This is a genomic window from Stenotrophomonas sp. VV52 (assembly GCF_002893095.1).
GTDB lineage: Bacteria > Pseudomonadota > Gammaproteobacteria > Xanthomonadales > Xanthomonadaceae > Stenotrophomonas > Stenotrophomonas aracearum.
Map to the genome: position 1 here is coordinate 157,661 of NZ_PKQQ01000007.1, position 13,432 is coordinate 171,092.

At 68.0% G+C, this 13,432-nt stretch carries 13 protein-coding genes; 10 read left to right on the plus strand and 3 right to left on the minus strand.

Translation table 11 applies throughout. The features are described from left to right. Positions 1 to 29: 29 nt before the first annotated feature. On the plus strand, positions 30 to 1,829 hold the full coding sequence (locus C2U58_RS13080; RefSeq protein WP_102946258.1) for a DUF885 domain-containing protein: 1,800 nt from the start codon (positions 30 to 32) through the stop codon (positions 1,827 to 1,829). 45 nt (positions 1,830 to 1,874) lie between these two features. On the opposite strand, the gene C2U58_RS13085 is transcribed toward C2U58_RS13080, so the two are convergent. After that, complete coding sequence (locus tag C2U58_RS13085; RefSeq protein ID WP_102946259.1) at positions 1,875 to 2,327, minus strand: hypothetical protein; 453 nt, start codon at positions 2,325 to 2,327, stop codon at positions 1,875 to 1,877. Positions 2,328 to 2,528: 201 nt separating this feature from the next. Here C2U58_RS13085 and C2U58_RS13090 point away from each other — a divergent pair, with 201 nt between their 5' ends. From C2U58_RS13090 to C2U58_RS13105, 4 genes are all read left to right on the plus strand, one after another. Then, positions 2,529 to 2,777 carry a hypothetical protein gene (locus tag C2U58_RS13090; protein WP_102946260.1) on the plus strand — a complete coding sequence of 83 codons (249 nt, stop codon included), beginning with the start codon at positions 2,529 to 2,531 and terminating at the stop codon, positions 2,775 to 2,777. A 109-nt stretch (positions 2,778 to 2,886) separates the two neighbouring features. Continuing rightward, positions 2,887 to 3,804 carry a bestrophin family ion channel gene (locus tag C2U58_RS13095; protein ID WP_102946261.1) on the plus strand — a complete coding sequence of 306 codons (918 nt, stop codon included), beginning with the start codon at positions 2,887 to 2,889 and terminating at the stop codon, positions 3,802 to 3,804. Positions 3,805 to 3,826: 22 nt separating this feature from the next. Beyond that, entirely contained in the window at positions 3,827 to 4,816 is a 990-nt protein-coding gene (gene hemB, locus C2U58_RS13100) for a porphobilinogen synthase (protein WP_102946262.1), read from the plus strand. A 34-nt stretch (positions 4,817 to 4,850) separates the two neighbouring features. Further along, positions 4,851 to 5,120 carry an SHOCT domain-containing protein gene (locus C2U58_RS13105; RefSeq protein WP_102946263.1) on the plus strand — a complete coding sequence of 90 codons (270 nt, stop codon included), beginning with the start codon at positions 4,851 to 4,853 and terminating at the stop codon, positions 5,118 to 5,120. Positions 5,121 to 5,162: 42 nt separating this feature from the next. Here the strand turns inward: C2U58_RS13105 and C2U58_RS13110 are convergent, their stop codons facing one another. Beyond that, on the minus strand, positions 5,163 to 6,026 hold the full coding sequence (locus C2U58_RS13110) for a PD40 domain-containing protein (protein ID WP_102946264.1): 864 nt from the start codon (positions 6,024 to 6,026) through the stop codon (positions 5,163 to 5,165). A 53-nt stretch (positions 6,027 to 6,079) separates the two neighbouring features. Between C2U58_RS13110 and aroE the strand changes: the two genes are divergently transcribed. The 3 genes from aroE to dinG all read left to right on the plus strand — a co-directional run bounded on the left by aroE (position 6,080) and on the right by dinG (position 9,484). Next, the gene (gene aroE, locus C2U58_RS13115; protein WP_102946265.1) at positions 6,080 to 6,922 is read left to right on the plus strand and encodes a shikimate dehydrogenase; all 843 of its coding nucleotides are present in this window, start codon (positions 6,080 to 6,082) and stop codon (positions 6,920 to 6,922) included. Then, positions 6,919 to 7,272 (plus strand): hypothetical protein, encoded by a 354-nt coding sequence (locus C2U58_RS13120; protein WP_253256736.1) that lies wholly within the window; start codon positions 6,919 to 6,921, stop codon positions 7,270 to 7,272. The genes aroE and C2U58_RS13120 overlap by 4 nt, the downstream gene beginning before the upstream one ends. A 109-nt stretch (positions 7,273 to 7,381) precedes the next feature. Beyond that, a complete protein-coding gene (gene dinG, locus C2U58_RS13125; protein WP_102946266.1) occupies positions 7,382 to 9,484 on the plus strand; it encodes an ATP-dependent DNA helicase DinG in 2,103 nt (700 codons plus the stop codon). A gap of 123 nt (positions 9,485 to 9,607) precedes the next feature. Here dinG and ilvD read toward each other — a convergent pair whose 3' ends face one another. Continuing rightward, complete coding sequence (gene ilvD / locus C2U58_RS13130; RefSeq protein WP_102946267.1) at positions 9,608 to 11,440, minus strand: dihydroxy-acid dehydratase; 1,833 nt, start codon at positions 11,438 to 11,440, stop codon at positions 9,608 to 9,610. A 194-nt stretch (positions 11,441 to 11,634) separates the two neighbouring features. Between ilvD and C2U58_RS13135 the strand changes: the two genes are divergently transcribed. Next, positions 11,635 to 12,198 carry a DUF1190 domain-containing protein gene (locus tag C2U58_RS13135; protein ID WP_102946268.1) on the plus strand — a complete coding sequence of 188 codons (564 nt, stop codon included), beginning with the start codon at positions 11,635 to 11,637 and terminating at the stop codon, positions 12,196 to 12,198. A 4-nt stretch (positions 12,199 to 12,202) separates the two neighbouring features. Next, entirely contained in the window at positions 12,203 to 13,381 is a 1,179-nt protein-coding gene (locus C2U58_RS13140; RefSeq protein WP_102946269.1) for a glutathionylspermidine synthase family protein, read from the plus strand. The last annotated feature ends 51 nt before the right edge of the window (positions 13,382 to 13,432 follow it).

A 13,432-nucleotide genomic window follows, 5' to 3' on the forward strand; every position in this document is an offset into this window, starting at 1 on the left:
TCGCAGGGAACCGCTCACCGGAGTCCTGCATGAAGCCGCTTGCCCTTGCCGTCGCGTTGGCCCTTTCCGTTCCCGCCGCGCTCAGTGCGCCGCCGGCCCTTGCCGCCGCTCCTGTTGCCAGCAAGGCGCCGGCCAGTGCCGCGTGGGTGACCCGCAGCAAGGAACTGGCCCAGATCCTGCTCAATGCGCAGGGCCCGTTCCAGCCGGAAGAAACCGGCTTCTTCGGCGTGCCCGGCTACGACGACAAGGTGGCCGACTTCGGCCCGGACAACGGCAAGCGCTACCGCGAAGCGATGGCCAAGGCGCGCAGCGAACTGCAGGCCAAGCTGGCGACCGAGCGCGACCCGAACGTGCGCCAGGACCTGGCGATCATGATCGCCGCCGCCACCGAGAACATTGAGGGCAGCGAGCTCAACGAGAAATACCTGCTGCCGTGGACCGACACCCCGCAGGTGGTGTTCAGCGGCATCAACCTGCTGCTCTCCGACCAGGTGCCGGCCGAACGCCGCGCCAAGGCGCTGGACCGCCTGAAGGCGTATGCCGGCCTGGCCCCGGGCAGCACCGCGGTGACCACGCTGTCGCGCCAGCGCTATGAAGAGCGCCTGAAGGACTCCAGCCTGCTGCAGCCGACGAAGATCGAGGTGGAGCAGTCACTCGAGAATGTCGACACCTACATCACGGGTATCGAGAAGCTGTTCGGGAAGTACAAGGTGGCCGGTGCGGACGAGGCGCTGAAGACCATCGCCACCCAGCTGCGCGAGTACCGCGACTGGACCCGTGCAGAGGTGCTGCCCAAGGCCCGCGCCGACGCGCGCCTGCCCGCACCGCTGTACGCGTTCCAGCTCAAGCGCGTGGGCATCGACATCGACCCGCAGCTGCTGATGCAGCGTGCGCAGCTGGAGTTCATGGAAACCCGTTCGGCGATGCGCCAGCTGGCGCCGCTGGTGGTCAAGGCCAAGGGCCTGAAGGTCGCCGACCCGACCGACCCGGTCGCGGTGATCCGCGCGCTGAAGACCGACAAGATCGCCAACGACCAGCTCGAGCACCACTACCGTGGCGTGATCGATGCGATCGACCCGATCATCCGCGCGCAGAAGATCGTCGACGTGCCGCAGCGCCCGATGCAGATGCGCCTGGGCTCGGCAGCCGAAAGCGCCGCCTCGCCCGCACCGCACTTCCTGCCGGCGCCGCTGGTGGGCAATACCGGCCAGCAGGGCACGTTCGTGCTGCCGCTGGGCAACCCGGCGGCCGGCGACAACGCCGCGCAGTACGACGACTTCAACTTCGGCTCCGCTGCGTGGACCCTGAGCGCGCACGAGGGCCGCCCCGGCCATGAGCTGCAGTTCACCGCGATGGTGGAGCGTGGCGTGTCGCTGGCGCGCACCATGTTCGCGTTCAATTCGGTCAACGTGGAAGGCTGGGCGCTGTATGCCGAAGCCGAAATGGTCCCCTACGAACCGCTGGACGGGCAGCTGATCGCGCTGCAGTTCCGCCTGCTGCGCGCGGCCCGCGCGATGCTCGACCCGATGCTCAACCTGGGCCTGATCGACCGTGCGAAGGCCGAACGCGTACTGATCGACGAAGTGGGCCTGTCGCAGGCCATGGCCACCCAGGAACTGGACCGCTACATGGTGCGTTCGCCGGGCCAGGCCGGCAGCTACTTCTACGGCTACACCCGGATCCTGGAACTGCGCATGCAGACCGAGCTGGCGCTGGGCGACAAGTTCGACCGCTTGGCCTTCAACAACTTCCTGCTGGACCAGGGGCTGTTGCCGCCGGACCAGCTGGCCAAGGCGGTCAACGAAGTGTTCATTCCGAAATACCGCTGAGGAGACGTGGTGCCGGCCGCTGGCCGGCACCACCACCGGTAGGGATTACGGTTTGATGGTTTGCGCCGGCAGGCGTTCAACCGGCGCCGGGTTCGGCACCCAGATGGCCACGCCCGCTGCACGCCGCTGCGTGGTCGGAATGCCGATGCCCACGCCGCCACCGCTGTGCGAACCGTAGCTGCCGCCGCCCACCGACAGGCCGCCGCCCGAGCTGCTGGACTCCACGCCCATCAGGATCACCCCGTTGGCACCCAGCGCCGCGGCTTCCTTCTTCAATCGCGCGATCGCCGCATCGGTCTGGCCCTGGGTTCCGAAGCCCGCCGCGCTGGACGACTCCAGCTGCGCGATCTCGATCGACCCCGGCGGCGGGGTGGAATAGATCTGCACCAGTGCTGGATCGGTCGGCGCACGGGCCTGCCCGATCATCACCTTGGACGAGCTGGCGCAGCCGGCCGTCACCAGCAGCACGCCCAGCAGTGGAAGCATTCGAAGGTTCATCGCTACACCCCTTGTTCGGCCGGGTCGGCCTGCGCCTGGATCATCCGGGCTGGCCGCTGAATCGGTGCCAACCCCACTCTGGCAGACGGTAACATCGACCGGGTGAGTCCGCCGCATCCCGGTCTTGCCGCCGCCATCACACGCCGCAGGCAGGCCGGTCGCTACGCTGCGGCCAGCATTTTTCTGTAAGGGGAGCAGGGCATGGGACTGATCAGTCTGTTGTGGGGTGTGCTGGCCGTGTTGTGGATGATCCTGGCGCTGATTCCGCTGCTGGGCTGGGGCAACTGGTTCCTGATCCCGTTCGCCGCGGTGGGCGCGGTGATCGGCGCGCTGGGCATCCTGTTCACCCATCCCACCAAGCGCGGCCGCGCCTGGACCGGCCTGATCCTCAACGCCGTGGTCGTGGTGGTCGGCATCGTTCGCCTGTCCATCGGCGGCGGCGTCATCTGATCCATGACCCAAACCCCGTAGAGCGGGGCTCTGCCCCGCTGCACGCATCCTGCGACACCCCGTCGCACCTGCCAGCGCGTCGCACCCAAGGGCGTAGAATGACCGCCCCATGATCATTCGTCCCCGCCCCCACGGCTGGCAGCTGCTGTACATCCTGCGCGGCTCCATCGTGCCTGCCATCGCGCCCAAGGTCGCCGCCATCTTCGTGCTGGCGGTCGCCGTGGCCGCCTTCGCCGAACTGGCCCACCCGCCAGGCATCGAGCGGGTGTCGGTCGCACCGTTCACCCTGCTGGGCCTGGTGCTGTCGATCTTCCTGAGCTTCCGCAACAACGCCTGCTTCGACCGCTGGTGGGAAGGGCGCAAGCTGTGGGGCCAGCTCATCTTCGAAGCGCGCAGCCTGGCCCGGCTGTGCACCACGCTGCTGGCCGGGCAGCCGCAGCGGGCCGCGCGCATCTGCCGCCTGTGCATCGGCTTCGCGCACGCCCTGGCCGCCCGCCTGCGTGGCCAGGACGCGGCGCTGGCCGGTCTGCCGTGGGTGGACGAGGCCGACCGCGCGCGCTACGCGCAGCGCCAGAACATGCCGGACCAGCTGCTGGCGATGATCGCCGCCGAAACCACCGCCGCACTGCGCGCCGAGGAGATCGATTCGATCCTGTATGCCCAGTTCGAAACCCGCCTGCACGCGCTGTCCAGCGTCCAGGCCGGCTGCGAGCGGATCCTGCTGACCCCGCTGCCGTTCGCCTATACCCTGCTGCTGCACCGCTGCGCGTGGATGTTCTGCGTGCTGCTGCCGTTCGGCCTGGCCAGTTCGCTGGGCTGGGCCACCCCGGTGGTATCGGCGGTGCTGGCCTATGCCTTCTTCGGGCTGGACCAGCTGGGTGAGGAAATGGAAGAGCCGTTCGGGCTGGAGCCCAACGACCTGCCGCTGGACGCCATGGTGCGTACCCTGGAAATCGACCTGCTCGACAGCCTGGGCGAGCGCCCGCTGCCGGACCCCCTGCAACCGCAGCGCTACCTGCTGCAGTAACCGACCCTGTCTGGAGCATCCCATGGCCCACCCCGACTACCGCCCCCGCCGCATGCGCCACGACGAGTTCTCGCGCCGGCTGATGCGTGAGAACACGCTGACCACCGACGACCTGATCTACCCGGTATTCGTGCACGAGCTGGCCGGGCGCGCGCCGGTGGCCTCGATGCCGGGCGTGGAGCGCCTGTCCATCGACGAGCTGCTGAAGGTGGCCGAGGAAGCGCTGGAGCTGGGCATTCCGGTGATCGACCTGTTCCCGGTGATCGACCCGGCCGGCAAGTCGCTGGACGCCGCTGCGGCATGGGACGAGAACGGCCTGGCGCAGCGGGCGATCCGCGCGCTGAAGTCGCGCTTCCCCGAGCTGGGGGTGATGACCGACGTGGCGCTGGACCCGTACACCACCCATGGCCAGGACGGGATCATCGACGACAAGGGCTACGTGCTCAACGACATCACGGTGGCCGCGCTGGTCAAGCAGTCGCTGTCGCATGCCGAAGCGGGCGTGGACATCGTCTCGCCCTCGGACATGATGGACGGCCGCATCGGCGCGATCCGCCGCGCGCTGGACGCCGGCAACCACGTCAACGTGCGGATCATGGCCTACTCGGCCAAGTACGCCTCGGCGTTCTACGGTCCGTTCCGCGACGCGGTGGGCAGCTCGGCCAGCCTGGGCAAGGCCGACAAGAAGACCTACCAGATGGACCCGGCCAACGGCGACGAGGCCCTGCGCGAGATCGCGCTGGACCTGGAAGAGGGCGCGGACATGGTGATGGTCAAGCCGGGCATGCCCTACCTGGACCTGGTGCACCGGGTGAAGCAGCAGTTCGGCGTGCCGACGTTTGCGTACCAGGTCAGCGGCGAGTACGCGATGATGAAGGCCGCCTTCGCCAATGGCTGGCTGGACGAACGCGCCTGCGTGCTGGAGTCGCTGATCGGGTTCAAGCGTGCCGGCGCCGATGGCGTGCTGACCTATTTCGCGCCGCAGGTGGCGCGTTGGCTGCGCGAACGCTGACAATACGCCCCAACAGGAATCGAGGACGACGACGATGCAGACGATGGGATGGGTACAGTGGCTGACCTGGGGCACCGGGGTAACGGTGTTCGCGGTGGTGATCGCCCTGGTCATCCGCAGCGCGGTGCGTGCGTCGAAGCGCGCGCCGGAGCAACCCTCGGCGGCCGCCCGCCTGGCGCGCGAAGCCAACCTGTCGCCGGCCGTGCAGGCCGACCTGGCCGCATTGAACCGGCGCAAGGACAACGGCGAGATCAGCGAAGCCGAGTACGAACAGCAGCGCGCCGCATTGTTGCGCGCGCGGTGACGCAGCCGGGCAGAGCCCGGCTCTACCCGGCCGCTCCTCGCCTCAGCGGCAAACCACCCCCGGCGCCCGCATCCGATACAGATCCAACCCACCCGCCTTCGGCGACCGCGCCTGCCCGGCCAGCACCAGCTCCCCCGGCTTGGATGCATCCACCACCGGCGCCCCGGTCTGCCCCTCGGCGGTATTGAACGACAGCCCCAACGGCACCGCCGCCTGCGCGTAATCGCACCCCACCACCCACACCTGCGAGTGCCCATCGGCCACGCGGGTCAGCGCCAGCGCCCCGTCGTTCCCCAGCCATTCCGCACCCAGCTCATCGGCCGCACTGTTCAGCGGCGCCGGCAACGCCGAGGCTTCCGCAAAACCGCTACCTGCCACCTCGGCCCGATATAGATCAAACCCACCCTGGCCGCCCTTGCCGTTGCGTGCGAACAACAGCACCCGCCCATCCGGGCGCAGGGCAGGGCGACGCTCGTCCGCACGCTTGTTGATCGACGCCGCCAGCGCCGTCACCGGTCCAAACCCGCCGTCTGCCAGCACCGCCAGCCGGTACAGGTCGAACCCCCCGCGTCCCCCCGGTCGGTTCGAGGCGAAAAACAGGGCTTTCCCGTCATGGCTGAAATACGGGTCGGTTTCGTCGGCGCCGGTGTTCACCGCCAGCGGCTCCGGGTCCTGCCAGCGCCCATCCCGCAGGCGGGCCTGCCACAGGTCCCAGCCCCCGGCGCCGCCGGCCCGGTCGCTGGCCCACACGATCCGCTGCCCGTCGGGTGAGATCGTGGCCTGGGCTTCATTGGCCTTGGTCGAGACCACGCCCATGCCCTCGATGCCGAATTCGGAAAGCGCCATCGCGCCCGGTGCGAAGAGTAAACTCAGGCTCAACGCGAGCAGAGACAAGGGAGTGCGCATAGTCGCTTCCATTGGGGTTTGCGTTTCAATCCAGGCCGGAGTTTAAGACACCCATGACCGCCCGTTACGCCGTATTCGGCCAGCCCATCGCCCACTCACTGTCGCCGTACATCCACACCGCGTTCGCGCGGCAGGAAGGCATCGCGATGGAGTACGAGGCCATTGAAGCCAGTGCCGCCGAGTTCCCGGCCGTGCTTGAAGCGTTCGCCGCCAACGGTGGCATGGGCGCCAACGTGACCGCGCCGCTGAAGGAAGTGGCGTTTGCGCTGTGCAGGACCTTCACCTCGCGCGCCAAGCTGGCCGGTTCGGTCAACACCCTGCTGCGCAAGGGCGACAGCTGGCACGGCGACACCACCGACGGCGTCGGTCTGGTGCGCGACCTGACCGAGCGCCACCTGCTGGACCTGCGTGGCCGCCGCGTGCTGCTGCTGGGTGCCGGGGGTTCGGCACGCAGCGTGGCCCCGGCCCTGCTCGATGCCGGCATCCTGGAGTTGATGGTGGTCAACCGTACCTCGGAGCGCGCCGACGAACTGGTGGACGCCATCGGCGAACCCGGCCGCGCCAAGACCCGGCGCTGGGAAGACCTGCACGAGCTTGGCGACTTCGAGCTGATCGTCAACGCCACCTCGGCCGGCCGCGATCCCACCGCCAACTTCGTCCTGCCGATGTCGCTGGTCAACAGCATGACCACGGCGGTGGACCTGAACTACGGTGAGGCCGCCATTGCCTTCCTGGCCTGGGCCCGCGCAATGAACTGCCGCAACAGGGTGGATGGCTTGGGCATGCTGGTGGAGCAGGCGGCGAGCAGCTTCCAGCAGTGGCACGAAGTGCGTCCGGAAACCGATCCGGTCTATGCCGAGCTTCGCGCCCGCCACGTGCTGGCAGGCGCCGAGTGAATCTCGACCTGCTGCTCAGCCTGCTCGGCATAGCTGCCGTGCGGCTGCCGCTGCTGATCGCGCTGGGGATCTCGCTGGTGTGGGTGGTGGACACCCCGCGCGGCGCGATCCGCAGCGTGGCGCTGTGGGCATTGGCGCTGCTGGCGCTCGGCACGCTGGCCGGGCTGGTGCTGAACATCGTGCCCACGTACCTGGTCCAGCAGGGCAACTACGGCAACGTGCAGATGTTGTCGTGGTGGCTGCGCGGCGGCCACTTCGCGCTCAGCCTGGTCAATGCGCTCGGCATGGTGCTGCTGGTCTGGGCCATGACCCGCGCCCTGCGCAACCGCAGCGCGCCACCGGCGCCCTGATCCAGGGCGACCCCGGTCACGGATCTGAACCGGCGCGGAAAACTCTGCGCCGGTCCCGGCCCCCGGGCATGAGAAAATACCCGCCTGATCCAGGCAGGACCCTTCCGGCGTGACCGAAAAAGTTGAAGCCCCGCGCGCGCTGAACGACGAGCTCAAGACCGTCATCCGCGATGCCTACGCCAAGCTGCAGGCCAATACCCCCGGCTTCAGCACGCGGCGTTCGCAGAGCCAGATGATCGGCGTGGTCTCGCGTGCGCTGTCGCAGAGCGGTGGCGTGGGCGTGGTTGAAGCGCCCACCGGCGTCGGCAAGAGCCTGGGCTACCTCACCGCCGGCGTGCCGATTGCGCTGGCGACCAAAAAGAAGTTGGTGATCAGCACCGGCACCGTGGCCCTGCAGTCGCAGCTGGTGGAGCGCGACATCCCCAACTTCCTCAAGGCCACCGGGCTGGACGCCACCGTCGCCCTGGCCAAGGGCCGCACCCGCTACCTGTGCACGCGCAATGCCGCTGAAGCCCATGGCGACGGCGCCCAGGAAGGCATGTTCGAGGACGAGCAGCCGCTGTTCGACCGCCCGTTGGCGCCGATTGAAATGGACCTGGCGCAGAAGCTGAGCAAGGACTTCGTGGAAGGGCGCTGGAACGGCGACCTGGACAATGCCCCGGACACCATCAGCCCCTCGCTGCGCTCGCGCATCACCACCCCCGCGTCGGGCTGTGCCGGCCGCAAATGTGCCTACTCGGCGCAGTGCGCGGTGCTGCGCGCGCGCAATACCGTGCGCGACGCGCAGATCGTGGTCACCAACCACGCGCTGCTGCTGTCGGCGCTGTCCATTGGCGAGAGCGACAACGGCCAGCCGTTGATCGCGCCGCCGTCGGACATGCTGCTGGTGCTGGACGAAGGCCACCATATCGGCAACGTGGCCATCGACCAGGGCGCGGCCAGCCTGGCCCTGGACGAAATGGCCAAGCGCACCGGCCGCCTGCAGATCCTGATCGCCGCCGCCTACCGCGCGGTGGACAAGGACAAGCTGGGCAACCTGCTGCCGAACGAGGCCATCGACGTGGCCGCGCGGGTCAGCAAACAGCTGCGCGCGTTCCGCGACGTCATCGACCGCAGCTGGCAGCCCGACCCGACCGCGCAGGAACCGATGTGGCGCGCGCCAAATGGGCGCCTGCCGGACATCTGGATGGCCGATATCGAAGCGCTGGCCGACGACACCCGCGCGCTGTTCAACTGGGCCCACGCCGCGCAGTCGCAGGTGGCCAAGGGCAAGCCCGAGGACGCCGCGCGCGAGCGCCTGCAGCGCACTTTGGGCATGGCGCTGGAGATGATCGAACAGCAGCACAACCTCTGGACCGCCTGGCGTCGAGAAGACAAGGACGGCCAGCCGCCCACCGCGCGCTGGGTCACCCTGTCGCGCGACGGCGACCTGATCCTGCATGGCTCACCGGTGTCGGCGGCCAACGTGCTGCGCAAGCTGCTGTGGGACGAAGTGGACTCGGTGGTGATGACCTCGGCCACCCTGACCGGTGGCGGCGACTTCCAGGCGCTGGCGATCGACAACGGCATTCCGCCCGAAGCCGAAATGGTCTCGCTGGCCTCGCCCTTCGACCTGCCGAACCAGGCCGAGCTGATCGTGCCGAACTTCCCGGTGACTCCGGACGATCGCGACCGCCATCCGAAGGAAGTGGCCAAGTACCTGGTCAAGGAACTGGACTGGAGCAAGGGCAGCATCGTGCTGTTCACCTCGCGCTGGAAGATGGAGAAGGTGGCCGAGCTGATGCCGGCCGCGCAGCGCAAGCAGGTGCTGGTGCAGGGCGAGACCGCCAAGCAGAAGATGATCGACGAACATCTGCGGCGTACGGCGGCGGGGGAGGGGTCGGTGCTGTTCGGGTTGAACTCGTTCGGCGAAGGCCTGGACCTGCCGGGCGAAGCCTGCACCACGGTGGTGATCACCCAGGTGCCGTTCGCGGTACCGACCGACCCCCAGACCTCCACGCTGAGCGAGTGGTTCGAGAGTCGTGGGTTGAACGCGTTCAACCTGATTGCGATTCCGCATGCGCTGCGCACGCTGACCCAGTTCGCCGGACGCTTGATCCGTACCTCCACCGACACCGGGCGCGTGATCATCCTGGATTCGCGGTTGATCAGCCGGCGCTATGGCAAGCGCATCATCGATGCGTTGCCGCCGTTCAAGCGGGTGATCGGGTAACCGGACGTTGCATGCATTGCGTTGGACACGCATGGCGTGTCGCTACGCGAGGGCGCGACGGCCGCGGGATGCATGGGATGGCCTCCGGTCGCGTAGTGACACGCCATGCGTGTCAACGCGGTCTCACAATTTGCCCAGATCCCGAACGGCGCCCTTATCCGCGCTGGTAGCCAACAACGCATACGCTTTCAATGCGCCGGTCACCTTGCGCGGCCGCGCCTCACGCGGCTGCCAGCCCAACGCATCCTGCTCCGCACGGCGCGCTGCCAGCACGCTGTCGTCGAGCAACACATCAATCCGCCGCGCCGGAATGTCGATCCGGATCCGGTCACCATCGCGTACCAGGCCAATGGTGCCCCCGGCCGCCGCTTCCGGCGACGCATGCCCGATCGACAGCCCGGAGGTACCGCCGGAAAAACGACCGTCAGTGAGCAAGGCGCACTGCTTGCCCAGCCCCTTGGACTTGAGATAGCTGGTCGGGTACAGCATCTCCTGCATTCCAGGCCCACCGCGCGGACCTTCGTAGCGGATCACCACCACGTCGCCTGCCTTCACCTGGTCGGCGAGAATCCCCTGCACGGCCGCATCCTGGCTTTCGAACACGCGCGCCGTTCCCTCGAACACATGGATGGATTCATCCACCCCGGCGGTTTTCACCACGCACCCGTCTTCGGCCAGATTGCCCCGCAGCACCGCCAAGCCGCCTTCGGCCGAGTACGCATTGGCGACATCTCGGATGCAGCCGTCGGCGCGGTCCACGTCCAGCGACGGCCAGCGCGTCGCCTGGCTGAAGGCGATCTGGGTGGGAATACCGGCTGGGCCGGCCTTGAAGAATTCATGCACGCCCGCATCGTCGGTCACCGCCACGTCCCAGCGCGCAATCGCGTCGGCCAGGGTGCGGCTGTGCACGGTCGGCACCTGCGTATGCAGCAGCCCGCCGCGCGCCAGCGAGCCCAGGATCGCGAACACGCCACCGGCGCGGTGCACATCTTCCATGTGGTACTTCGGCGTGTTCGGCGCCACCTTGCACAGCTGCGGCACCCGCCGCGACAACGCATCGATGGCATGCAGGTCGAAGTCGACTTCCGCCTCCTGCGCGGCCGCCAGCAGATGCAGGATGGTATTGGTCGAACCGCCCATCGCGATGTCCAGCGTCATCGCATTCTCGAACGCGTCACGGGTGGCGATGCCGCGCGGCAACGCGGTGGCATCTTCACCGCCGTACCAGCGATGGCACAGCTCCACCACCAGCCGCCCGGCGCGGCGGAACAGCTGCTCGCGGTCGGCGTGGGTGGCCAGGGTCGAGCCGTTGCCCGGCAGCGACAGCCCCAACGCTTCGGTCAGGCAGTTCATCGAATTGGCGGTGAACATGCCCGAGCACGACCCGCAGGTGGGGCAGGCGCTGCGCTCGTACTCGGCCACCTTTTCGTCGGAGGCACTGGCGTCGGCGGCAATCACCATCGCGTCCACCAGGTCCAGCTTGTGCTCGGCCAGGCGGGTCTTTCCCGCTTCCATCGGCCCGCCGGACACGAACACAACGGGAATGTTCAGCCGCAGCGCAGCCATCAGCATGCCCGGGGTGATCTTGTCGCAGTTGGAAATGCACACCAGCGCGTCGGCGCAGTGCGCATTGACCATGTACTCGACCGAGTCGGCGATGATCTCGCGGCTGGGCAGCGAGTACAGCATGCCGTCGTGGCCCATCGCGATGCCGTCGTCCACCGCGATGGTGTTGAACTCCTTGGCGACGCCGCCCACCTGTTCGATCTCGCGCGCCACCAGCTGGCCCAGGTCCTTGAGGTGCACGTGGCCGGGCACGAACTGGGTGAATGAATTGGCGATGGCGATGATCGGCTTGTGGAAGTCCGCATCGGTCATGCCGGTGGCGCGCCACAGGGCGCGGGCACCGGCCATGTTGCGGCCGGCGGTGGAGGTACGGGAGCGGTATTCAGGCATGGGGGCTGGCAGGATCTGGCGGGCCGTGGGGGCGCGTTGCCACTCGATTCTGCCGAAAAAATCCGGTTGCGTTTGCAACCGTAGCAGCGCGCCATCCTGAAACGCCGTTCATCTTTTCGACTTTGCCGGTTTTGGTTGTTGGCCTCGATCAGGCATGATTGAGGGGATAACCGCAAAAAGGGGGGCACGCCGCCATGAAACGTTCCAGGACCACCGCACTGCTGCTGATGAGCGCCGCACCGCTGCTGTTCACCGCCTGCTCCAAGCAGGAAGGCGTGCAGACGCAGGAAGGGCTTTACACCTCGGTGGAGGCCTGTACCGAAGCCACCGGCGACCCCTCCAGCTGCCGTACCGCCTTTGCCGAAGCGCAGAAGCAGTCGGCCGACGCGGCGCCCAAGTACGCTTCGCGTGCCGAATGCGAAGCCGATTACCCGGCCGAGCAGTGCAAACAGCAGACCACCTCCACCGGCCATTCGTTCATCGGGCCGATGATGATGGGCTTCTTCATGTCGCAGATGCTCAGCAACCGTGGCGCCGGCCTGGCGCAGGCTCCGGCGGCATCGCCGGCGTACCAGGACAAGGCCAACGGCTGGGCGCGCCCGGCCCCGGGCGGCAGTGGTGGCCTCAACACCGCCAGCGGCATCGGCGCCGGCAAGGCCGGCCTGGCCCCGGTCAACGCCACCCCGAACCGCGCCGTGACCGCCAGCCGTGGCGGCTTCGGCAATACCAGCAGCAGCCGCAGCAGCTACGGCGGTTGATCCAATGAAGCGTGTGCGTATCGACGAGCGCAGCCAGTGGCGCGCTCGTGCGGCCGAGTCCGGCTTCCGCTTCCACACCATCGACGGGCTGCCGTACTGGGATGAAACCGCGTACTACGCGTTCACCCTGCGCCAGATCGAAAACGACATCGAAGACCCCAGCGCCCAGCTGCATGCCATGACGATGGACCTGGTCGACGAGGTGGTGCGCAGCGAACAGCTGATGGACCAGCTGGCGATTCCGCCGGCCTTCCGCGACTGGATCGCCGACAGCTGGCGCCGCCGCGAGCCGCACCTGTACGGCCGCTTGGACTTCGCCTATGACGGCACCGGCCCGGCCAAGCTCTACGAGCTCAATTACGACACGCCGACCTCGCTGTTCGAAGCCTCGTTCTTCCAGTGGCAATGGCTGGAAGACCAGCGCAACCAGAACCGCCTGCCGCCGCAGGCCGACCAGTTCAACGCGATCCATGAAGCGCTGGTGGAGCGGTTTGCCGAACTGAGCGCGCAGCTGCCGCCGCCGCTGTACTTCAGCGCGGTAGGCAGTTCGGAGGAAGACCAGGGCACCGTGGACTACCTGCGCGACTGCGCGGCCCAGGCCGGGTTGCGCGGCGAGGCGATCGCGATCGAAGACATCGGCCTGTCCGAAGATGGCCGCTTCACCGCGCTGGACGACACGGTCATTGGCAGCCTGTTCAAGCTGTACCCGCTGGAAGACCTGATGACCGAATCGTTCGGCCAGGCGCTGCCCAGCTCCGGCGTGCAGCTGCTGGAACCGGCGTGGAAGGCGATCCTCAGCAACAAGGGCGTGCTGCCGCTGCTGTGGCAGCGCCACCGGGGCCACCCCAACCTGCTCGCGGCCGAGTTCGACGACGGCAGCGCATTGCCCGCGGGTTGGGTGCGCAAGCCGCTGTTCTCGCGCGAAGGTGCGAACGTGGCCATGCACCTGGCGGACGGCAGCTGGCAGGAGAGCGAAGGCCCGTACACCGGTCCGGCGATCCGCCAGGCCGCGCACCCGCTCACCGCGTTCGACGGCGGCTACCCGCTGATCGGCAGCTGGGTGGTCGGCGACCACGCGTGTGGCATGGGGATTCGCGAAGACAACAGCCGGATTACCCGCGACAGCGCGCGGTTCGTACCGCACGCGATCATCGACGAAGCGCCGACGCGCATCTTTGTTTGATTGCGAGCCGGGCAGAGCCCGGCTCTACGGGTAGTGCCGGGCTCTGCCCGG